At 46.6% G+C, this 21,690-nt stretch carries 21 protein-coding genes; 1 reads left to right on the forward strand and 20 read right to left on the reverse strand.

Going from position 1 to position 21,690, the window contains the following annotated elements; genetic code table 11:
* Nucleotide 1: 1 nt before the first annotated feature.
* The 7 genes from F463_RS0110545 to F463_RS14500 all read right to left on the reverse strand — a co-directional run bounded on the left by F463_RS0110545 (nucleotide 2) and on the right by F463_RS14500 (nucleotide 10,026).
* Nucleotides 2-2,146, reverse strand: a complete 2,145-nt coding sequence (locus F463_RS0110545; RefSeq protein ID WP_018987053.1) for a heterodisulfide reductase-related iron-sulfur binding cluster — start codon at nucleotides 2,144-2,146, stop codon at nucleotides 2-4.
* 127 nt (nucleotides 2,147-2,273) lie between these two features.
* Nucleotides 2,274-4,466: an oxidoreductase gene (locus F463_RS0110550; RefSeq protein WP_018987054.1), complete on the reverse strand. Its 2,193-nt coding sequence runs from the start codon at nucleotides 4,464-4,466 to the stop codon at nucleotides 2,274-2,276.
* A 172-nt stretch (nucleotides 4,467-4,638) separates the two neighbouring features.
* Nucleotides 4,639-6,330, reverse strand: a complete 1,692-nt coding sequence (locus tag F463_RS0110555) for an APC family permease (RefSeq protein ID WP_026295517.1) — start codon at nucleotides 6,328-6,330, stop codon at nucleotides 4,639-4,641.
* A gap of 110 nt (nucleotides 6,331-6,440) precedes the next feature.
* Nucleotides 6,441-7,610: a bifunctional 3,4-dihydroxy-2-butanone-4-phosphate synthase/GTP cyclohydrolase II gene (ribBA, locus tag F463_RS0110560; RefSeq protein WP_018987056.1), complete on the reverse strand. Its 1,170-nt coding sequence runs from the start codon at nucleotides 7,608-7,610 to the stop codon at nucleotides 6,441-6,443.
* Nucleotides 7,611-7,620: 10 nt separating this feature from the next.
* Nucleotides 7,621-8,418, reverse strand: a complete 798-nt coding sequence (gene folE2 / locus F463_RS0110565; protein WP_018987057.1) for a GTP cyclohydrolase FolE2 — start codon at nucleotides 8,416-8,418, stop codon at nucleotides 7,621-7,623.
* Nucleotides 8,419-8,740: 322 nt separating this feature from the next.
* Complete coding sequence (locus F463_RS0110570; RefSeq protein ID WP_018987058.1) at nucleotides 8,741-9,091, reverse strand: cupin domain-containing protein; 351 nt, start codon at nucleotides 9,089-9,091, stop codon at nucleotides 8,741-8,743.
* Nucleotides 9,092-9,399: 308 nt separating this feature from the next.
* Nucleotides 9,400-10,026 carry a TorF family putative porin gene (locus F463_RS14500; RefSeq protein ID WP_245545218.1) on the reverse strand — a complete coding sequence of 209 codons (627 nt, stop codon included), beginning with the start codon at nucleotides 10,024-10,026 and terminating at the stop codon, nucleotides 9,400-9,402.
* 723 nt (nucleotides 10,027-10,749) lie between these two features.
* On the opposite strand from F463_RS14500, the gene F463_RS0110580 reads away from it, so the two are divergent.
* A complete protein-coding gene (locus tag F463_RS0110580) occupies nucleotides 10,750-11,760 on the forward strand; it encodes a helix-turn-helix domain-containing protein (protein WP_018987061.1) in 1,011 nt (336 codons plus the stop codon).
* Between the two features lie 144 nt (nucleotides 11,761-11,904).
* Here the strand turns inward: F463_RS0110580 and F463_RS0110585 are convergent, their stop codons facing one another.
* The 13 genes from F463_RS0110585 to tatA all read right to left on the reverse strand — a co-directional run bounded on the left by F463_RS0110585 (nucleotide 11,905) and on the right by tatA (nucleotide 21,134).
* Nucleotides 11,905-12,249: a c-type cytochrome gene (locus tag F463_RS0110585; protein WP_018987062.1), complete on the reverse strand. Its 345-nt coding sequence runs from the start codon at nucleotides 12,247-12,249 to the stop codon at nucleotides 11,905-11,907.
* A gap of 109 nt (nucleotides 12,250-12,358) precedes the next feature.
* Nucleotides 12,359-13,207: a quinol dehydrogenase ferredoxin subunit NapH gene (gene napH, locus F463_RS0110590; protein WP_018987063.1), complete on the reverse strand. Its 849-nt coding sequence runs from the start codon at nucleotides 13,205-13,207 to the stop codon at nucleotides 12,359-12,361.
* Between the two features lie 4 nt (nucleotides 13,208-13,211).
* Entirely contained in the window at nucleotides 13,212-13,892 is a 681-nt protein-coding gene (napG, locus tag F463_RS0110595; RefSeq protein ID WP_018987064.1) for a ferredoxin-type protein NapG, read from the reverse strand.
* Entirely contained in the window at nucleotides 13,849-14,388 is a 540-nt protein-coding gene (locus F463_RS14805; RefSeq protein ID WP_081620822.1) for a methylamine utilization protein, read from the reverse strand. The genes napG and F463_RS14805 overlap by 44 nt, the downstream gene beginning before the upstream one ends.
* Nucleotides 14,389-14,403: 15 nt before the next feature.
* Complete coding sequence (gene mauG / locus F463_RS0110605; protein ID WP_018987066.1) at nucleotides 14,404-15,387, reverse strand: tryptophan tryptophylquinone biosynthesis enzyme MauG; 984 nt, start codon at nucleotides 15,385-15,387, stop codon at nucleotides 14,404-14,406.
* Nucleotides 15,388-15,446: 59 nt separating this feature from the next.
* Nucleotides 15,447-16,010, reverse strand: a complete 564-nt coding sequence (mauA, locus tag F463_RS0110610; RefSeq protein WP_018987067.1) for a methylamine dehydrogenase (amicyanin) small subunit — start codon at nucleotides 16,008-16,010, stop codon at nucleotides 15,447-15,449.
* A 38-nt stretch (nucleotides 16,011-16,048) separates the two neighbouring features.
* Entirely contained in the window at nucleotides 16,049-16,684 is a 636-nt protein-coding gene (mauD, locus tag F463_RS0110615) for a methylamine dehydrogenase accessory protein MauD (protein ID WP_018987068.1), read from the reverse strand.
* Nucleotides 16,677-17,249, reverse strand: a complete 573-nt coding sequence (locus F463_RS0110620) for a MauE/DoxX family redox-associated membrane protein (RefSeq protein ID WP_026295519.1) — start codon at nucleotides 17,247-17,249, stop codon at nucleotides 16,677-16,679. The genes mauD and F463_RS0110620 overlap by 8 nt, the downstream gene beginning before the upstream one ends.
* 7 nt (nucleotides 17,250-17,256) lie before the next feature.
* Nucleotides 17,257-18,474 (reverse strand): methylamine dehydrogenase (amicyanin) large subunit, encoded by a 1,218-nt coding sequence (gene mauB / locus F463_RS0110625; RefSeq protein WP_026295520.1) that lies wholly within the window; start codon nucleotides 18,472-18,474, stop codon nucleotides 17,257-17,259.
* Nucleotides 18,475-18,528: 54 nt separating this feature from the next.
* A complete protein-coding gene (locus tag F463_RS0110630; RefSeq protein WP_018987071.1) occupies nucleotides 18,529-19,386 on the reverse strand; it encodes a methylamine utilization protein MauF in 858 nt (285 codons plus the stop codon).
* Between the two features lie 483 nt (nucleotides 19,387-19,869).
* Complete coding sequence (gene tatC / locus F463_RS0110635) at nucleotides 19,870-20,616, reverse strand: twin-arginine translocase subunit TatC (protein ID WP_018987072.1); 747 nt, start codon at nucleotides 20,614-20,616, stop codon at nucleotides 19,870-19,872.
* Between the two features lie 4 nt (nucleotides 20,617-20,620).
* Nucleotides 20,621-20,968, reverse strand: a complete 348-nt coding sequence (tatB, locus tag F463_RS0110640; RefSeq protein ID WP_018987073.1) for a Sec-independent protein translocase protein TatB — start codon at nucleotides 20,966-20,968, stop codon at nucleotides 20,621-20,623.
* On the reverse strand, nucleotides 20,961-21,134 hold the full coding sequence (tatA, locus tag F463_RS0110645; RefSeq protein WP_018987074.1) for a Sec-independent protein translocase subunit TatA: 174 nt from the start codon (nucleotides 21,132-21,134) through the stop codon (nucleotides 20,961-20,963). Before tatA ends, tatB begins: the two co-directional genes overlap by 8 nt.
* Nucleotides 21,135-21,690: the final 556 nt, after the last annotated feature.

The raw sequence follows: 21,690 nt of genomic DNA on the forward strand, positions 1-21,690 counted from the left end.
ATCAATCTGAGGTTGTAATAACCTCTGCCTCATTCGTGATGTCCACAACGTCATATTCAATACACTCATCAATCAGCTCAATCAGTTCCCGTACGACAAACTGGCCTTCGAAACCTGACGTTTTAAGAGCATCCTCGAACATTGTCAGATCCTTAGGACATGACACGATGAACACGTCCAGGCCTTCAATCTGTCCTGCCTCACGCATACGATTCGCAGATGGTTTCTCAATACCCACTGGATCAGGAATCCAGATTCGGCCGCCACCAGCCCCACAACAGAAAGAGTTATCGCGGTTACGGCCCATCTCTACCAGCTCACAACCTAGGAGCTTGATCACGTCACGAGGAGCGTCATAGCCTTTGTTATAGCGGCCCAAATGGCAGGGGTCATGGAAAGTCACTCGGTAATCGAGTTTTTTCTTCAGCTTGATCTGACCTGACTCGATCAACTGTTTCACCAACGTCGTGTAGTGATTGATTTCAAACGCGCCACCAAAATCGGGGTACTCATTACGGATAGTGTTGAATGAGTGTGGGTCAGTGGTGACAATCGACTTGAAGTCACAGGACTGCAGCGTGCCGATATTCGAAGTCGCTAGGTGCTCGTACAACCCCTCCTCACCAACACGGCGTATATCATTCCCTGCATTCATTTCGGCTTCAAACAGTAAGCCAAAGTTAACGCCGGCCTTGTTAAGGAGTTTTGCAAATGACCGAGTCACTTTTTGGTTACGCGGATCAAATGACGCGTAGTCACCTACAAACCAGAGAATGTCGACGGGCTCAGTTCTGGCATCCTTGATTTCAAATGGCAGGCCTTTTGCCCAGGCCGCCCGCTTGCGTTTCGACTCACCAAAGGAGTTACCTGTTTTATGAATGGTTTGAAGTGTCTTCTCGAGGATAGGCTCCATCTCGCCAGCTTCCACCAGATTACGGCGCATTTGAACAATGATAGGGACATGCTCCACAGCCACCGGACAAATCTCTACACATGCCAGACAGGTACGGCAAGACCATAGTGTTTCCTGCATGACCTGGCCTGGAGATTTACCATGAATATCCAACTCGGCCTCTGCCGGCAACTCTTTGGCATTCAGCGTCTTGTTCGCAAACTCACGCAGTGACAGAATGACATCACGTGGTGAGAGCGGGGCCCCAACTGCGTTGGCAGGGCACGCTTCCTGACAACGGCCGCATTTTGTACAGGCATCCAGATGTAGCAGGTTTTTCCAGGTTAAATCAGTAATGGTTTTATATCCGGCATTTGCCTGTTCTACCGGAATAATCGGCAATCTTCTGCCCACCAACGGACTCTTGAACATAAGAGAAGCGGCTGCAGTAAAAATATGCTTAATTTTGGTATATGGAATGCAAGCAATAAACGTCAGTGACAGCAAACCATGGAACCACCACAGATAAGGGCGGAATGCGCCTGCGATCTCGGCTGTCATGCCCAAGGCCTCCATCATGTGTGCAAGCAATGCACCCACTGGCGACCAAAAACGATGATCCCACACAGAGGGCGTTTCACTGAGCCAGACTAGACGGGTCGCTTCTAGGATAAAACCGGTGATGCCAATCAGAATAAACGACCACAAGAATGCCCAGTCTTCACGACGATACTGACTGCGGTCATAATCTGGATCACCTACTTGTCTATCCACACGCTTGTAATCAAGCTTAGGTAAGTTCATCCATTTACGGCGGTACATCATGTAAAGGAGGCCGGCGATCACGCCAAAACCGGCGACATCTAGCACTAGTGAAAACAGCAGATAAAAGTTGCCGTACCAAAATCTCACACCAAACAGTGGCTCAAGAATGTCGTACTCTAGTGTAATGGTGGCGGTGCCTATGAAAAGGAGAACAAAACCAAAGAAAATCAGGCCATGCGCACGGCCTGCCTTTTTGTCACGTCTCACTAATGTACGATGTGAGGCCATGGTCTTAACCATGTCCCAAAAGCGTTTGAAGATTTGATTCCAAGATTCATCTGGTTTACCGCGGCGATATTTACGCACTTGTACGTAGCAGCCGTGAATAAAAATCGCAATCGCAAGATAACCAAATGCATAAAATAGATAGATTGCCTTCGGGTCAAAGTCCTGGAAGAGTATTCGAGTGATTTGTGTAGGATCTGTCATTGTGATCACCTGTTTTTGAATGAATGAGTTCCATTAGCCCAAGGGCAACTTGTCACTTGTATTTCGGAGTTAATGTGTTGAAGCATGGTCAGCGACACTGTGCCGCTGACCATACATTCATCAGGCGTTAGACTTTGTATTCAATTTTGAAATTACCACCTGGCATATGTGGCGTGCCCCATGCGATGGTTTCACGTTTATATGGGATAGCAATTTGTGGATTTGCTTCTTCAATTTCACGAGCCACTCGGTGACCTGTGAATGTTGCGTCTGCAATCAAGCGCGGCGCCTCTGCATCACCAATCAGGTAAATACCTTTGATGTCGTTTTCTGCCCACTCAGATTCGCGGGCCTTCAACTCATTCCAAAGCGTGCATTCAGAGTGACGGCCTGTGACTAGCACCAGTGAGTCATACTCTAACCACCGGTGAGTCTTGTTAGCATCGCGTGGAGCAACGCCAGGACCACGATAAGTACGCTTAGAACCATCGCCCCAGATGTTGTAGATTTCCATACGGCCCGGTTCGATACGTGAGCAGAAATGGTCACCCAGCTCTTCAACATGCAGCTCATGCAAGCGACGCATCATGTTTGGGTACTCAAGCGTAAAGTGCATGTAATTGGCAAGATGCACCCCAGACACAATTGTCACTTCGTGGCCAGCCGTTGCCAGCTTCTCAGCCAGGCTTGGCGCCATGAAATAGGTATCTGCGTTCAGAATTACCACACGTTTACCGATCGGCTTCTTGCCTTCCATGACCTGCTCTGGTGAGAGCTGATCTGGCAAGGAAGTGTCAGCCCCTGGGATGGGTTCATGTGTTAGGCAGTTAGTACCATCGGTATTCCAGCGCGCACCTGTCGCAATAATGACCTTGTCAGCGCCATACTGCAGCACATCATCTGCAGTCATTGGCTTTTGGCCCAATGCCAGCTGGCTTTCCTTGTTTTTCTTCAGCAGCTTGTTGATCTGGGTTTCACGATAATCGCGGTGGTAACTCCACTCACCCAAGCCAGGCAATGTAGTAATTTGATTCAAATGACCACCGATTTTTTCAGCAGTATCTGTCAAGTGAACTGTGTAACCGCTTTCCATTAGGACGCGCGCCGCTTCGGAACCAGAAGGACCTGCACCGACGATCAAAATAGAGTCTTTTGACTTGGCCTGGCGGAATTTCTCAGGATGCCAGCCGCGACGATACTCTTCGCCAGCGGTAGCGTTTTGTGTACAAATCATTGGAGGGCCACCGATTTCCCAGCGAGAGATACACACGTTACAACCGATACACACACGAATATCGTCATAACGGCCTTGCTCGATTTTTTGTGGCAAGAATGGGTCAGCAATCGACGGGCGTGCACAACCAATAATATCGGCATAGCCTTTAGTGACGATCTCAGTCATTTTCTCTGGATCAACAAAGCGGCCTACACCCAGTACCGGTTTTTTGGAGACCTGTTTTACAAACTTGGTCCAAGGAATTTGGTGGCCTTGCTGGTAGAATCTTGATGGACCTGCATCCTCACCCCACTCGGCAATGTCACCCACATCTACGTCCCACAAGTCGAGCAGCGGATCAGCCAGTTCGATGAACTTCATACCATCCACTTCGACCTCAATTTGACCTGGACCATATACAGTGTCCACTGCGAAGCGCGTAGCAATGGCACATTCAGAACCGACTGCGTGCCTGACTTTCTCCAATGTTTCCAGCCAGAAACGTGCGCGATTCTCCAATGAGCCGCCGTATTTATCGGTACGCTTGTTGTAGTAAGGGTTCAGGAATTGCAATGGCAGGTAAGAGTGTGCGCCATAGACATAAATAATATCGAAACCGGCATCACGCGAGCGCTTGGCGGCATCCACGTAGTATTGCTGCACTTGAGCGATATCGCTCAGATCCATTTCTTTACAGTAAGAAAGCGTCTCAAACTCTGACGCATACTGGCTTGGGCCACGGGGTGTTGCGCGTGACTCCATGTTAGGCGCATGTGCGCCACCGTACCACAACTCCACACCCGCCAACGCACCGTACTTGTGTACTTCGTCCGTCATGGCCTTGAGGTTACGAACATCGCCCTCATCCCAGATACGTGCAGACAAGCGATGTGTATCGTCAGACTCAGGATTGATTGAGCAATACTCAGTGTTCAAAGCAGCCCAACCGCCTTCAGCTTTCACTGAACGATGGGCAGATTGAAAGCCAGGCTTGTCAGAGCCCGCTCCAATACAATGTGGTACCTGATAGAAGCGATTTCTTAATGTTTTGGGACCAATCTGGATTGGCTCAAACAAAATGTCATGTTTCGGATCGCGTGCCATTTTATATCTGTCTCCTTGAAATTTATGGGATCAAACTATGTGTCATTTTCATAGTGATACCCTGGAGAGACAATTACACTCATGGCTTACTACTTAGGTGTTATTAAGTTGCGCTTGACTTTCAGATGTGAAGCGCGCCTGAGAGCACCCCTTGGTTTACAAGAAAGCAGGACTAAAGCTGGTCTGTATACCAGACCACAAGAATGGCAAACATGATGGTGAGGTAAGGCAGGTATTCAAAAAATTTTGTATACTTTGGCCGACTTATTTGTAGCTGCATATCGCTAATCAACTGTGTAGGGAATACCCCTTTATCTTCAAAATAATGACGGTAAATGAATAAAGGCAGAATGAGAGAAGAGAAGAAGAGTCCAGTCCTTAATGTTCCCTCACCCCAGATTTCAGTCCCCATCCCCATGATGGCCAGATTTATGTATCCAAGCAGAACTCCTGCTCCCAACAAGACATTAGGTGTTTTATAAGGCCGATCCCAGCGAGGCCTGTCCATGCGGTGAATCCACCCGGCGTTCAATGCCAAAAAATGATAGATGATATAAGCCACGTTTGAAGCTGCCAATACAAACACATAATCAGACATCATGAGCAGAATCAGGTTATAAGACAGATCCGTCCACATGGCCCTGGTCGGTGAACCGTTTTCATTCACGACAGATAAATACTTGGGCAGCAGGCCGTCCACCGAGGCTTGGTAAAGGGTCCTTGCTGAACCGGACATGGTGGTCATGATCGCCAGTAGCAAGGTAATGATGAGCATCACAACCATGATGTTGGCAATAATCGCACCGCCCCCCACAATTGAAGCCAACGCACTGGCGACACCATTTCCCTTGTAGATGTTGGCAGCAAGCATGCCGTCGTACATGGCGGGCGTGGTGACCTCTCCTGCCTCCCCGATTACGGCAGGAACTACCAGCTCTCCAAGTCCCAGATGGCTTTGAAAGGCTATCGGAACCAAGGTAAAGACTGCGATGCACAGCAAACCAGAATAGACAATCGCTTTGAAAGTATCGGCCTTGGGATCCTTGAATTCTCGGGTGTAACACAAAGCGGTTTCAAATCCGTATGTGGACCATGCTGCCACAAATAATCCACCTGCCATGAGCTTCCATCCTTCCAGATTCCAGTCTCCTTGAATCACATTGCCATTCATATCGTATGCAAGTGGTGTCAGCGGAAAAAAGTGTTCGCTAGCCAGGTCTCCCGTGACAAAGGGTACCAGACCAATCAAAAGCAGTGGAATAAGAGCAATTAATCCAAAAACCTTGGTGGTACTGACAGAACGCAAGATCCCGCCGTGTTGCACAGCAAACACCAGCAACAGAAATATCGCTCCCAGGATAAAGGTCGCATTAATCCTGAGGCTGAGACCAGCTTTGATGGCACTTAAATCAAGCAGCGTAATTTGCCAGGTATTAATCAGGGAATTGGCATCAAACAGGATACTTAATGAATAGCCAGCCGCCAATCCAGAGCCAATAGCCAGTACTGGCGACCATGCAGCCCAGTTACACCATACATTTAAGGTGGCAATAAACTTACTGTAGCGTATCCAGGCAACCGCACTATGGATGGATAGCCCCCCCGATTTATGAGGAAACAGGCCCGCAATTTCCGCATATGTAAAAGCCTGTATAAAGCCGAAGCTAATGGATATTAACCAAACTAACCAAGCCGGTTTACCAACGGTTGCAGCAACAGCACCAATCGTGAATAACACAAGCCCGGGCACTCCGCTAGCAATCCAAAAGGCTCCTTTCCACCCAATACCTCTATGCAAACCAGTTTGCGCAAGGAATCCCTGATGCCGAAGATCGCCAGCATGATCAGAAGTTGGTAAAGTCACGATTGAGCCAAGTTGCTATGATGTCGAAATCCAGATGTGTAAAGCGTTCTTAATACCGTATCCGGTCTTTTTAAGTTAATAAGAATACCTGCAGATCATACCGCTTTCCTTCAGCTATCCCTAGTCACAAAATCAGTCACGTTTAAACCAAAGCCGGACATACTGGGCATTTTGCGCGGCTCCGCCATCAACCGCATATTCAAAACTCCCAGATCTCTAAGTATTTGTGCACCAATCCCATAATCTTTGAGCGTATGCTGGTTTTTTGATGGATGACCTGCTGATTGAATTGCATTGATAACATCTCCATTTTTCTCTTCGCGCCTTAGCATCACAATCACGCCTTCACCCACCTGGCTGATTTTACGCATCGCATCAGGTAAGCTCCAGCTATGTTTCTTGCTACTCGCATCCAATAGATCCACGACCGACAATGGCTCATGCACTCTTACCAAGACACTTCTTTCCGGACTGGGCTCGCCTTTTACCAAGGCGAGATGCAATTCGTTCGCCAAAGACTCTTGATAAGCAATCAGCTGAAAAGAGCCATACGGCGTCTCTATGATGCGTTCAGCTACACGTGACACCAGGCACTCTGTTTGGCTTCTGTAGTTAATTAAGTCTGCAATCGTGCCAATCTTCAAGTCAAACTTCGCCGCGAAATCTAAAAGATCTGGCAAGCGGGCCATTTCGCCATTATCCTTGAGGATTTCACAAATAACGGCAGAAGGCTCCAGGTTTGCCAGCCGTGCAATATCACACCCGGCTTCGGTATGTCCTGCACGGACTAACACGCCACCGCTCTCGGCAATTAATGGAAACACATGACCAGGACTGACGATATCCATCGGTCTTGCATCAGCACGCACCGCTGTTTGAATGGTATGCGCCCTATCTGCTGCTGAAATACCAGTAGAAACACCTGCAGCGGCCTCAATTGAGGCGGTAAAGTTGGTACCCATCTTGGTCCCATTACGTGACACCATTGGACTCAGGTTGAGTTGCCGGCCTCGTTCAGGTGATACCGTCAAGCAAATCAGGCCTCGCCCATGCTTAGACATAAAGTTAATCGCATCAGCGGTCACATGCTCCGCTGCCATCACCAAATCTCCTTCATTTTCCCTATCTTCATCATCAAGCAAGACAACCATGCGACCTGCCTTGATCTGTTCGATAATTTCAGTGATAGGGCTGATGATTGTTTTTGTTTTTTTATAAGTGACAGGGGTCTTGACTGTAGTGGTTGGGTGCAACAAGGCGCTATCGACCGGAATATTCATGATTTACCCTTTATATATCCAGACTAGTGATACAGGCATACGCCGAATGATTGTGAATAGACTCAAAGTTTTCGCATTCCACTATAAAGTCCTTGATACGCGCTTCATTGTAAAAGACGGACGCAATATCCCGCACCATATCCTCAACAAATTTAGGGTTATCATAGGCCAGCTCGGTCACGTATTTTTCATCAGGTCTTTTGAGCAGCCCATATAACTCAGAGGAGGCCTGTAGTTCGACTAAGCGGATAATATCTTCGAGCCATATCAGCGTATTGAAAGATAAAGTAACTGTTACGTGAGACCTTTGATTATGAGCACCATAGGCAGATATTTTTTTTGAGCAGGGGCACAGGCTTGTGACGGGAATGAGAATCTTCACCTTTACGTCACACCCAGATTCTGAAATCTCTCCAATAAAGGTGACCTGATAATCGAGCAGACTCTTTACGCCTGATACTGGTGCGGCCTTGTTTACAAAATAGGGAAACTCCATTTCAATGTACCCTGATTTCGCTTCAAGTCTAAGTGCTGTTTCGTGCAGAAGCAGGTAAAAATTTTCCAGCGAAACAACGTGCTCCTGATGATTGAGAATTTCAATGAACCTGGACATGTGCGTCCCTTTGAGGTGCTGCGGTAATTGCACATACATGCTCATCGTCGCAATCGTCCCCTGGATAATCCCGGCCTTGTCTTTGATCTTAATCGGGTGACGAATCGCCTTGATGCCCACTTTATTGATTGCAAGCTGACGAACATCGGCAAGATTTTGAACATCTTCTATTGGGAAGGGGACAGGTGAATTCAAGATAATGCTCTTTTCTCAATAACGTAATTGTCTTTGACCAGGGCTGTTTTACTGTACTACCCATCTTGTAAATCAAAAAAATGGGGCGGGCCAATGCCTATTAGCCCCCCTAGCGCAAGTTCAGCTCGGAAGTGAGGGGAAATCATGCATTTCTGAACTTGTAATTGAATTTTCAAACTTGCAGTCAACCATGACAATTGCCATTAAGGATTACTCCATTAGGATTACTTGAAAGCTGATTAATATGCGAACGCAAAAACGAAACATTCCACGTAATGCAATTACGTGGAATGTGGATTAGGAGGTGAAACGCTAGAAACTATTACAGCGGCGCACGTTGACCGGTGAAGAAACCAATCGCTTTGTCTGGTGTGCTGAAAGTAACATTACTGCCGGCTGGGAAATACAATACATCGCCTACGGTTGCAGTGACTTTTTGACCTGTATCATCAGAAATGATAAAAGTACCTGCCACAACAATTTTCATTTCCTCATAGTCATATGAGTACTTTAATTCATTACCAGCATGCAGATGGAAGAAACCTGCACAGATGGTTTTATCTTTATCTTGAGACACGAATGTATCGCCCAAGAAGGCTGGAACATTCGGCACATTCATTGAAGGCTGCTCGTCTTTAATAGCTTGTTTTTTATATTGAAACGGTTTACTCATTACAGTTCTCCTTAGGGTTTACTTGAAAAGTGTTTGTATTAAATCGTTTTCAATATGAACCGACAATTACACCTAAGGGGTACTCTCAAAGAAGCATAAGTCATCACACTGGCTGAATTCTTACCTTACTAACAGATAGCCACCTCATACCTTAGGAAAGGCAGAGAAGACTGACATAAAACGAGCCTCAAAGACTGCGTGGTTAGTCAATATGGTTTTATGGCAAGCACAAAAAAAGGCCTCCTGCTGATGAGATTGGTAGCGCAGGAGGCCAGGGAAAAAGCCGTATGAACGTAAATTGTTTTGGATTAAAAAGTATGCTTTATATAACCATAGAATCTGCTTTTATCAAGATCGTCACCTGTCGCATCTACATACCAACCTTTTTTGGTAATAGAGTGAATGTAGCTGATACCAGCATTCCACCCTTTTGAACCCGCAAATTCGAAAGCTCGACTAATCCCTACCGACATATCGGTATAATTTGCAACACTATAATTTTCAACCACTTGATGTCCGATATGAATATTGTAATTGGTGTCAGTCGTGGGGATTTTGCCGGTGTAATTAATATCAACGTAGTTTGTTCCTTTTGAGTTGCCACTTCCGACTAGCTTTCCCCGGTAAGTGGTAGTGCCGAGAGAATTGGTGTTGTATCCGAACCAGTTGGTCAATGCCTGGTAATACTTCACATTCAAACCCTTGTAGTCCACTTTCAAAATCATCTCGACCACATCGGAGTTTTCTCCCGAAAACGTATACCCCTGGGGATAGGTAAAATTGAAGATCTCTCCAGTAACTGCAAGATCTTCTGTAATTGCTTTTCTATACCCAACATAATAATCCGTTTCATACGTGTTGCCGTAAACAGCATCTCTATGAACAGTGCCATAACCAAATCCGGCATAAAATCCACTGTCATGTGAATAATCAATGCTTGCATAAAACTATCCGTGCTTTGCGAATGACAAGCCTCTGAATAGATAATCGCTATAAGCACCCGCAGTCATAGACCAATGATGCGGCGAACTCTTTGCCTCACTTTGTGATCCGTTATCGCTCTGAATAGTCTCTTCAGCCAGTGCTACCGAATTTCCTCCCAAAGCTAGAAAGAAGCCGCAGATGATGATTCCTTTACTCTTTTCCATTTACTCCCTTTCAAATCGCATATCATATTTTTAATAGTTACTTATTACTGAACGAACCCTAAAAGGTGAGGCTTGTTGCCAAGATTGGTCTTTTTACATCGTTGAATACTTGTTATTTTTCAAAGCGTATTCACTTCATCTTTTATGTGACACCCCAGCTTCTTCTGTTCATCCTCAGCAAATAAATAGTGCAGTGACGCGGTTCAACAATAGCGAGGTTATTTTTTTTAATATAGAAATAACTGGCATGCAGTTCAGTTTTTGACGGCCGCAGTGATAGTGATGCCACTTTTTACTACCAGTCGCCAGTTTTTACCATTCCCACTAAGTCTTAATACCTTGGAAGTATTGTCCAGATATATTTTTAGAGATAAGTTAACCGTCCTACATACCTCAATACACATCGTCGTCAAGACAAAAATCAAAAAACTGACCACTGATAAAATTAATTAAATCAGAGGCTTAAAAAATTCACGAATATGACGGATGTTGCAAATTAGGAGCAATAGCATGGGAAATTGTGACTTTCTTGAACGGACCGACAACATGACAAGGGCAGACTTCCACTTAATCAAACGTGAAACCTCCGACGTCATGGAGCAGGCAGAAGCGCTGCCACTCTGGTCCCAAGACTATACTCAACTTGGGAAAGGTGTGTTCTCTGGATCCATAAAAAGTATTCATCACAATGGCATTCAGATTTTTAGTGAGCGCATGAACAGAGCCGTCGACCAAATTGCCAGCGCACCTAAAGATTGCTTGGTCATAGGGTTGCCTACCAGAGTGGAGGGTGACTCGACCTGGGGACTGCTACCTGTACAGCCTCTTTCGCTAATCACACTTGGGAAAAATGCCGATTTATATTTCAGAACCTCTGCCAACTCTGAAATAATTGCAGCTGTCATTCCTATCAGCAAAATTCAGGCGTTCACAGATAAAATCGAATGGCCAGAATTTGAAGACGCTCTCAGAACAATTAAACCTGTAGAAATGATACAAAATGATGTATCGCAGAGTTTATTGAGAACGCTGGCGTATGGACTTCAATCGGTCAACGAACACTCCGATCAATCGCTTTTGAGTGAAATCTGGGCAAGTTATGAAGAAGATTTACTTGCCTCGTCAGTACAAGCCTTACTGCAGGCTAGCAAAAATGCGCACCCGTTTTATGTGGATCATAGAATTCCAAGATATATCGTCAATCAGGTCAGGCACCTCACCATATCAAGAGACGGATTTCCATTAAGCATTGATGAGATATGCGACCATTTACGTATCAAGCGAAGGACATTGAATGCAGCATTTGCACGCGCGTTAGGCGTTACGCCACTAACATATATGAGGAATCTAAAACTTCATAAAGTACGTATGAACTTAATCACACCCCAGAATGATAAAACCAGCATTTGCGAAACGGCTTCACGATGGGGATTTGTTCATATGAGTCTTTTCTCGAAATACTATAAAGAGCTATTCGGAGAGTATCCAAATGAAACACTGCACAGAGAGAGAGTCAGATAATAAATATCATCATTTTAATGTATGCTGTAATTCAGTTTGAGAGTCAGGTATTCATTTTATCTTTTATAAATTTCAAGATAATCATAAAGTCCCTGAAAGCAAAAAATGGGGCCTAAGGCCCCGGAAATGGAGATCAGCCATTTTTTACAAAGCAGTAATCCACTGTACAACTTCGTTGAATTCCTCATCGGTCAATTTGCCAGCATTGGGTGGCATAGGTAATACGCCCCAATTCCCACGTCCGCCTGTTTTAATTTTTTCGACCAAGGCCGCCTGTACATCCTGGCCTTTATATTTGGCAGAAACATCTTTAAATGCCGGTCCAACTTTGCGACTTTCGACATTATGACAAGCCAGGCAACCGCCTTTATCTGCCAGCGCCGCACCATCAGCCCAAGCTGTTTGTGAGGCCATGCCCAGCGCTGCAATAAACAGTAGACTGGTGAGGGTGGACATGGATAGCCATGCGTGTTTTGATTGAATGTTCATCTTGAAATCCAGTGTATTTGATATAAGAATTCTAATGGTCAACAAGAGTGGCTTATGGCAAAAATCGGCATCACTTAGCCTCTGCGTCATCTGCTTGAAATAAGTACTGCTAGTGCCCGCCCACAACAGGAATGCCTTTAAACTTGCCCTGTTTTTTAAAGCTGAGTCGCATGGCTAAAGCACCTGTCGAACACTGATCCAAGCATGCCCCGCAGCGAGTACAATCGCCCGATGTCACAAAAGTTGCTTTCTTGGCTATCACGGGTGCCAGCACGTGTGGTTCCGGGCAGACCTTGATACATTTAGCGCATCCACCACATGCACCTACCTGAGTCGCTTTAACGCGCAAGCGTCCCTCGCGTCCCAGTTCTGAATAAAACGCACCCACCGGGCAAACATGACCGCACCAGCCACGACGCGTCACTAACACATCAAACAGGAAAATACTCGCCAGTACCGTTGCACCTGCAACTGAGCCCCACATCAGTTCGCGTTGAAACAAGGTGATTGGGTTAATCGCTTCCCATGCCAGAGTGCCAGATAGTAGCGACAGCAGAAGTGATAACATTAATATCGTCACGCGTATATTTTTTGAGAGTGTGAAATTGCTTTTAATATTTAACTTTTGCCGCACCCAATAAGATAGATCTGTCACCAGATTAATTGGGCATACCCAGCTGCAGTAAATGCGCCCGCCCAACAGCAAATAAAACACGGCAACGATAGCTACGCCAAACAGGGCAGCCTTGCCCAAAGGAGCTCCGGCCAATAGCGATTGCAGCCAGATATAAGGATCTGTCAGACCAATTCCGAACCAGACACTGGAAGACAGATTGCCTTGTGCAAGATAGCCACCAGCTGGCAACTCAACCGTAAAGGCAGCAATAATGAGCAACTGGATGATACGTCGGCTGAATAACCAGCGATTGCGAAAGAACATGGCTTGTAACTGTCGCATGTGCTTACCAGCGTCCTACCGATTGCGCACCTTCAACACCTAAACCTAATTCACGCGGCAGTACGCGAATGGCCGCCTCAGCGAGTACACAGTGCTTTTCGCAGGTACCGCAACCGGTACATTTGTTACTATCTACGGTTGGGATTTGCAACACACCGCGTTCGTTTTTGATTGGCTTTAATGAGATGGCCTCCCCAATAATCGGGCATACGCGAACACAAATACTGCAGGTGAGGCCTTTGTAGTTGAGGCAGGTTTCATGTCCTACCAACACCGCAACTCCCATATCGGCTTTTTTTATATCGGTCACCAAAGGGCTTAATGCACCTGTCGGACAGGCTCGCGCGCAGGGAATATCAGTACACATGCGACAAGGATCTTCACGGGCAACAAAATAAGGTGTGCCGGTGGGCGCTGGATCGCTCCAGCGTGCCAGATGCAAAATATCATACGGACAAGCTTCTACGCATAAACCACAGCGTATACAGGCAGCATTGAACTCAGGCTCTGGCAAGGCGCCTGGGGGTCTTAATACGCTAGCCGCGCGGGCCGGACGCGAGTCCAGTACTGCTTTACCAAACATGGTAACTACGGTCGCTACCCCTAGCTGGCGGAAAATCTTGCGAAAAACCTTACGCCGTTCAGGCTCGGCGACTTCTGCTGCTGCAGATGTTTTGTCTGCCATCGAAAATCTCCTGTCGGGTAAATCTTGGCAAGTCAGTCCTGGTAACGGAAGAGTACGTATTAGAGGAATTGATTAGCAAATTGGCGCGAATAATTGGATGTATCCAGCACTGCAGCACAAACTCGCCTTTGGCATCCCTTGGAACCTGCCAGCGAACAATGGTGTCCGGCGTTTGCACCCCCATATTCACCATAGTTCCGTCCGGATAAGTCACATAAATACTATGCGAAATATCGGAACGATTGTGGATGGTAATGATGTCCCCTGGTTGAGGCACAAAATCGACAGGCACGAACTCATGATCAGACAAGATCATGGTATGGTCTTTAGAGAGAACGTTCGCACTGCTTATTGGCGCATGATGCTTCATGCTACAGCTAGCGAGGTAGATCGCCAGCAATACCAATAAAACATACATCGCCGCCCAGGTCGATAATTTTCGCGATGCGCTCAGCAATCCAGGTAAACATGTTTTCATCTGCTTTGCCATCTTCATCACATTCCATCATTACTATTCAGGCATTGCCGGTGGCTGAATATTCAAGGCACCGCCATCCAGGCTCTGGATAAACGCAATCAGCTCGCTTTCTTCCAGTTCAGAAAGCTCGAATTTCTGCATATCCTTGGAAAGGCTATCGCGCTGGATCGCCCCACTTTTGTAATGCTTGATCACGGCCTTCAGGCCACGAAGGGAGCCATCATGCATATAAGGTCCTTCCATTGGCAGGTCGCGCAAAGAAGGTGTTTTAAAGGCATGCTGCATCAATGTCACCTGTGCAGGCACTTTGGCACCCCGTCCTAAATCCTTGCTCGGCAAGCCAATATCATGAAAGCTGTCGTCGGTAAACCGCCATGAACTATGGCACGCAACACAGTTGGCTTTGTCTTTATTGTTAAATACGGCAAAGCCTCGTTTGGCCTGTTCACTGATGGCCTGTTCATCGCCTTCTACCCAACGATCAAACGGGGCCTGGTTAGACACTAACGTGCGCTGGAAACTGGCCAATGCCTGGGTGATGCGTTGCTGGTTAATATTGTGATCGCCAAAGGCCTGGGTAAACAAAGCTCGGTAACCTTGAATTTTCTGCAATCGCTCCACCAGACTGGTGAGGTCAAAATTCATTTCATGCGCTGTGGTAATCGGCAACACAGCTTGCGCTTCTAGGGTAGCCGCACGGCCATCCCACATAAGTGCGCTTAACCAGGCACTGTTTAATACCGTCGGAGTTCGACGGGCATTGTTCACACTTTCTGCCTGTAACGGCAAGCTACGGCCATCACTCCAGCGCTGGTCTGGTGAGTGACAGGTGGCACAAGCCATCCCGCCTGACCTTGAAAGGCGCTGATCGAAAAACAGGGTTTTTCCCAGCGTTGCCTTTTCAAGCGTCAGGGGGTTAGACAGGGGTGATGGAATACTGGATGGCCGCTTAAATTTTTCCCTCGGAGGAAGATCGGCGGACCAGGCAGTATTCACCACCATCAGTGTGCTCAACATTAGAACCCATCTTCTAAACAACATACTGATTCTTAACAGAACTTATGCCATTTGGGCAATTAGCTTGCTTTACCGACGATAGGTGAAATGGTGCAGTGGTAAGTCATTGCATCATTGTCGGCACCGAAGCACCAAACGATATCGTTGTTGAACTCTGGACGGTAAACCGGTAACTCACCTTGTGTATTAACGCAGTTACAACGGCCACAAGTCTGTTTACCACAGCAGTCACGGTAGGCAATCAGGTAAGTCTGCTGGTCGCCCGGATTAAAGCAACTCGCTACCCAGGAGCTTGGAGACAAGCTACTGCCTGGAGGGCAAGAAGTTAATGAACCGCCACAGCAATCACACAGATTGCCGTCAATCGTACAATGGCGCCAGTAGTCACAAGCCTTGGGATCCTTGTCTTGAGGTTTAAAACCAGCGCGGGTCAGGTTACCTGTTGTAGCAGCCTGTACTTCGCCCCCCAGACGTGAACGACGGTCTACCGGCAACAATGGCAATAACGCAGAACCAACTAGGAACCCGCCCAAACGACCGATAAAGCTACGTCTGCCTGTTTTGCTGGCGGTAGTACGTGCCAGTTTCTCAATTTTTGAGTCAAATCCAGATTCTTTTTTCATTTCGTTAATCTCTCCGTAATCAATACACGAATCAGCAATTAATGCACTTTGTTCGCGGTTACTTGTTTAAATTTAGGCGCGGTGGAATCATCCTTGAGATAATTCTGCAAGGTAGAATGTCCGTGGCGTATAGTTTCGAAAAGGCTTTCTACATGCTCGCGTGTATTGCACAGGCCTTTCGCCAGGATTTTTCCATCTTGATCCAGCAGTACGCCGTAAGGGACTTTTGAAACCTGATAACGCATACCGATTTCAGCGGATACCACATATAGCTCACCGTCTAACGGATGATCTTTCAGAAATTGACGGTGTTCCGCCTGCGTCCCATCACTGATCAGAATTACGTCCGTCTCTTCAATCGCTGCCACTGAGCGGATAATAGGCAATAGCTTCTGGCAGATCGGGCAGGATGGGCCGGTAAACATCATCAGGCTAGGACGACCTGGTGTAATTGAACGCCCCACCAGCACAGGTTCGCCTTCGAAAGTATTCACGTTGAAAATCGGTGAGCGTTCACCAATTTCTGGACCATGATCAATCATCATGGCACCGAGTGGCGCAGAACGCTCATGTAACAACCCGATTTGACGGATCACGCCGAGCATTAATGCGGCTAACGCCAAAAATGCGCCCCATAAAAGCACATTTGATGCAATCAAAATTCCACTAGTCATTTGAATTTCCTTTATAAATCTCTAATTTGTTTTTGGCAGCAGGGAAACCGACCATCATGTCTGCCCCCATGTAAATCAATGACAGCATGATGGCCGAGGCAAGCGCAGTAAGCACGGATTCCAAGTTAATGCCTGAAATCTCCAGTGGCACTACAACGACATACAAGCTCAGGCCGGCCAGTGCTAACGCTCTCAGTACATGGAACATACCGATTCGGCTCATGCTGGTTGGGCGACGCACACAACCACAATCGATGTGGGTACGGCCGCGACCAACATTCACCGCGATGGCAAACGAGAATAGGATGAACAGTCCGGCTGCAACACTGGCCGCCATCACATGTAGTGTCGGCACCAGCAAGGCAATTGCGCATCCCAGCTCAAGCCATGGCAACACCTTCGCAAACGGCGACACCAGAAAAGCAGGCAGCAACTTGTAATTCGCTACCACGCCCAAAAATTCGTCCTGATTTCTCAGTTTTGGAATCGCCGCTGCGGCCAGAATGAGCGCCACAAACAGCGATGCAAATATCGCAACCGTAGGATCATTCACTATCCATTCCATGATGTACTCACTTATCCGCAATGAAAATCATGGAAGGAGCACGACCCAGTTCATCCAATGAACCCAATGCTTTCCCAGTCACAGCATCAAAAGTGAACAACGTTTTTGCCTCTTCAGACACGGCGTACAAATAGGGTTTTTCGTCCTGACTGACTGCAATCGAATTGATTTCATGCTTCAACTCAATTCGACGCAGGCGCTTGCCGGAAGTCGCATCTACGACGAACACATAACGACTAGGCAATTTATGTGTCCATTTTTCGCGTTGGTCTGCCAGCAAGTAGAGTTCGTTACGTGCTTTGTGGAAAGTAATAGTTTGCCAGCCGCCTGGACGCCATTTGTCTGCTTTCTCCTTATCTGTGAACACGTCAATTGGCTTCAAGAACTCTGCACCAGACTCGGATAGTTTGGCCTGGAAAATCTTGCCTTCATAGGTAGGCCAAGCCAGGTGATTATTTGAGTTGGAGTAATAAGGATTATTTAGCAAATACTCTTTTTCAGTATGAAATACCTTGGTTGGCTTCTGCTTGGTGTTGCCCTTGTTGTCGTAGCTGAACTGCATCAAAGAACCATCTCTACAATGCATGAAAAAGTTCTGATTTGCGGTTGGGAAAATATGATAACAATCAGGCACATTCATCATTTTCACAAAAGCCTTTTGTTCCAGATCGACCAACCCGACACCTGGTGATGGAGAGAATTGCTGGAACAGGAAATGCTTATCATCGGTACTCAAACCAGCAGTGCGCTCAAACACCCCGGTCAAGAAGCGACCTTCAGGAATATCAATATCAGCAATCGGCTCATGCGTTCTGCTATCTATCAACTCCAGATAATCATCGCGCTTGCCCCGCGCTACGCGGGAATACATAGTGCTCGCGATAGCCACAAACTTGCCATCAGAGGCTATCATGACGTTCGGCAATTTACCCGCATCTGTCATACCTAGTAATTTGCTCGATTTGCCATCTACCGTATAAACGGTAGAGGTCATATGGAAGTTACCTGGATCCAATACATACACACGCTTCGCATCACTGGGAGGTGCAACTGCGATAGAAGTCTCGTCCTGCAGTTTTGCGGTAATCTCAGAACCCAATTGTTTTGGCGTTGCATCTGCCATAGCCAGACTGCTGGATAGCATGAGAGCTGCCAATACCAGCCCCCCTGCTAACCCTGCCGGCTTGCTGCGACGAATCATCGATGGATGATCGAATGTTGTCATAAATCCTCCTATATTTTTTAAATGGATAGAACTAGTTTTGGTGCGGCTACCGGCTTACAACAGCACTAGCATTAAAGCGGCTGACGCAATCGCCAATAACAAGAAACCATCAATCTCAACAGCCCTTTCCTGCCAGCGGGCCAACCAGGCTTGTACTGTCTGATTCTTAACAGGAAAGAAGTTAACTGCCACTGGCAAGCATCGGCCAACATTAAATACGGCAATCACGGCAATCGCGGTTTGGATGCTGCCACTCAGCAAGGCCACCCCAGTGACGATATAAAGCATCGGGGTTTGCACGTAAGTGAGGTAATTCATGCCTAATGAGAAGCCATACAGCAGACCGATCACGGATGAACGAAAGCGAAAACGCGCATCATGTGGCACTTGTGCTCTACGTTGAGGATAAGGCATCTTGAGGAAACCGAACTGATGTAGGCCATAACCAATCGCAAGTACCGCCAGACCAATCACGGTGTATTGCAAAGGCACATTGCCAAACAATAGCCAGCCCAGCCCACCCAACATGCTCCCCAACACCACGGCACCAATGGCGTAACCGACAGCATGCGTGAAGAAGGTGGGTGTCCAACGGACGACAGAACCAAAAGAGTACCTACCAGCTGGTCTCAGCAGACTCAGACTGGAATAGCCACAAGGCGACCAGGTAGACAATAGACCACCAGCGAACGCCAGCAGAACAAACAGCGCCATTAACGCATCTTCCGTTGGGAGGACGCTATGAAAGACGCGACCGGCAATCACACCGGTCACCACACCAGTGAGCATCATGAAAAATCGCGTTTCCATGGATTGCGATTTTGAAAAATGATAGGCATCCGGGACGCAGGTCTCAGCTTTGTAGCTTTGGGACGAACGGCTGGCCACGGTTGCCCCCATATTCATACTCATATTTCCTCCTTAGGCCTTAGGGCCTTACCACGTTTTGAATGAAACATGAATATAGCGATCTTGATCCATGGGCTTTAGCAAAAATCGGCATACCCCCTCCGGGGCACGATTTAAGAAAGCATAGTCATGCCACTTTTTGCTATCGGAGACTCTTCTTTGCCTTAAAGAATATGTAAGAGATCAAAAAAGAAAGAGACTAAAAACCAGTTATGTACTCAGTACTAAGTGGCCAAATAACTTCTTTAAGGTTTTCAGGTTTATTCGTAAAGCAGCTGCCACTGGCATCAATTTGGTATCACTGACCCTACAATTCGAACCGTTTAAGCTGTCGGTGGGGAAGACGTGGCTGAAACCGATTTAGACCGAGTGAAATATTTGAAATATTAATTTTTGGCTGCTCAATGACCAACTGAAGTAAATATTTAACCGCTTTATAAGTCACTGAGCGACTTAAGTGTCAAATTTATATCAAGGCCTCTCTGCTCAGCTCGCAGTTAATGAGGCAGTTTCTGTGGGGTTACGCTTATGAAAAAATACGCTCGCGACCAGCAAACCAAGTTCATATAAGAACCATAAAGGGATAGCCAGCATAAACTGTGAAATGATATCAGGCGGCGTAAAAATGGCTCCAATCACAAACGCGCCTACGATCACATATCCGCGGCTTTCTTTCAAGGTCTTCAATTCGACCATCCCCATACAAGAAATCGCCACCACAATGATGGGCGTTTGAAAAGCCACTCCAAATGCCAATGTGATTGAAATAAGAAAATCGAGATAATTGCCTATTTCCGTCATCACAGCTACGCCCACTGGGGCACTTCCGATTATAAACTTGAACACTACTGGGATTACGACATAAAAGGCAAAAGAGGCACCCAGTATAAACAGTGACAAACTCGCCAGCACACCGATAACGCCAACAAGTTTTTCTTTTGGGTACAGGCCAGGCTGTATAAACTTCCACAACTGGTACAAAGTATTGGGCAGGCTTAAAACAAAAGCCATATACAAGGCAATCTTAAGCGGGATAAAGAAAGGTGACGTCACCGAAGTCGCGATCATTTTGCCACTGGCGGGTAGCTGACTTAGCAGAGGTGAAACAAAAAACTGATGCAGTTGATTGGCAAACGGTAGGGTGACAAGCGCTGCCAGCAGCAACCCCGCCAGGATACGGATACACCGCGTGCGCAGTTCGTAAAAATGACTGAGGGTATCGTTATATTCCATTTTGCTATTTCTGACCAGTCATTTCTACATAGACATTCTCGACAAAAGGTTTGGCTGACGAGCCTGTCTTAGAAACCTCAATTGGAAGAGCCATATCCTGAATCTCACTATGCACATCAATCAAGGTTGACTGCATAGCCAGCAATTTCTGTTGAGCATCTGCTGTGGCTTTTTTCATGGTATCCAATGCCACCTGGCGATCAATATCTTGTTTGACCCCGGAAATGTAGCGCTGAACACGACCATACATCAGGCCATAGGTTCTGGCCAGCTTAGGAAGCTTCTCCGGGCCAATCACAATCAACGCCACCACGACGATAACGATTACTTCGGAAAAACCGATCTCAAACATGTTTTGATAGGTCTTCTATCTCAGCAGGCTGCTCGTGCATCGCCTCTTTAAAGTTTTTGACAGCCCCTCCCAGATCGCTGCCAAAATTTCTCAGTCGTTTGGTCCCAAACACCAAAGTAACTATAGCCAACACAATGACCCAGTGCCAAATGCTAACACTTCCCATAAAAACTCCATGGATACTAAAAATACCCTACATATCATCGGTCATAATTCCTAATGTGGTTAGTAAAAATTGGCATAACATTTGTTATCCAATTCAATACACATCTGAGATGTAACTAAGGGGCAGCACTAGAGCTTAAAAACAAAAAGACTCAGGAGGCTATGAGTCGATACAGGTTTATTTGACATAATTACATTGAGTAGAAATGATACTCGACAGGCCTACTATCCAACATCTCAACCTTTGCATTAACGATCAATTGCATATCACCCTGCTCATATAATCCGCTAGTCGATTAAAAATCTCATTGAACTTGTCAGCTCCAAATATCAGCGGCATCTTTGCGCTTTTAGCCATGACAGAATGAGGGTCTTCAATCTCATAAATCACCGCCTCATGCCTTGCTAATGAATGAACCTTAAATCCAATTAGCCGAGGCTCTGGCTCAAGTTTAAATGAATTACACTCAAGAAATAGAAGTTCTTGAACCTCTCCATTTTGCTTTATCTTCTGACGCTTTGGTTAACATGCGAATTGAGTATTTCTCTCCAAAAAT

It is taken from the genome of Methylophilus methylotrophus DSM 46235 = ATCC 53528, assembly GCF_000378225.1.
GTDB classification, from domain to species: Bacteria; Pseudomonadota; Gammaproteobacteria; order Burkholderiales; family Methylophilaceae; genus Methylophilus; species Methylophilus methylotrophus.

Coding starts and splice junctions, on each gene's coding strand:
- F463_RS0110545 (WP_018987053.1), bottom strand. CDS start 2,146: ATGACAGATCCTACACAAATCACTCGAATACTCTTCCAGGACTTTGAC.
- F463_RS0110550 (WP_018987054.1), bottom strand. CDS start 4,466: ATGGCACGCGATCCGAAACATGACATTTTGTTTGAGCCAATCCAGATT.
- ribBA (WP_018987056.1), bottom strand. CDS start 7,610: ATGAATATTCCGGTCGATAGCGCCTTGTTGCACCCAACCACTACAGTC.
- F463_RS0110570 (WP_018987058.1), bottom strand. CDS start 9,091: ATGAGTAAACCGTTTCAATATAAAAAACAAGCTATTAAAGACGAGCAG.
- F463_RS0110580 (WP_018987061.1), top strand. CDS start 10,750: ATGGGAAATTGTGACTTTCTTGAACGGACCGACAACATGACAAGGGCA.
- F463_RS0110585 (WP_018987062.1), bottom strand. CDS start 12,249: ATGAACATTCAATCAAAACACGCATGGCTATCCATGTCCACCCTCACC.
- napH (WP_018987063.1), bottom strand. CDS start 13,207: ATGCGACAGTTACAAGCCATGTTCTTTCGCAATCGCTGGTTATTCAGC.
- napG (WP_018987064.1), bottom strand. CDS start 13,892: ATGGCAGACAAAACATCTGCAGCAGCAGAAGTCGCCGAGCCTGAACGG.
- F463_RS14805 (WP_081620822.1), bottom strand. CDS start 14,388: ATGAAGATGGCAAAGCAGATGAAAACATGTTTACCTGGATTGCTGAGC.
- mauG (WP_018987066.1), bottom strand. CDS start 15,387: ATGTTGAGCACACTGATGGTGGTGAATACTGCCTGGTCCGCCGATCTT.
- mauA (WP_018987067.1), bottom strand. CDS start 16,010: ATGAAAAAAGAATCTGGATTTGACTCAAAAATTGAGAAACTGGCACGT.
- mauD (WP_018987068.1), bottom strand. CDS start 16,684: ATGACTAGTGGAATTTTGATTGCATCAAATGTGCTTTTATGGGGCGCA.
- F463_RS0110620 (WP_026295519.1), bottom strand. CDS start 17,249: ATGGAATGGATAGTGAATGATCCTACGGTTGCGATATTTGCATCGCTG.
- mauB (WP_026295520.1), bottom strand. CDS start 18,474: ATGACAACATTCGATCATCCATCGATGATTCGTCGCAGCAAGCCGGCA.
- F463_RS0110630 (WP_018987071.1), bottom strand. CDS start 19,386: ATGAGTATGAATATGGGGGCAACCGTGGCCAGCCGTTCGTCCCAAAGC.
- tatC (WP_018987072.1), bottom strand. CDS start 20,616: ATGGAATATAACGATACCCTCAGTCATTTTTACGAACTGCGCACGCGG.
- tatB (WP_018987073.1), bottom strand. CDS start 20,968: ATGTTTGAGATCGGTTTTTCCGAAGTAATCGTTATCGTCGTGGTGGCG.
- tatA (WP_018987074.1), bottom strand. CDS start 21,134: ATGGGAAGTGTTAGCATTTGGCACTGGGTCATTGTGTTGGCTATAGTT.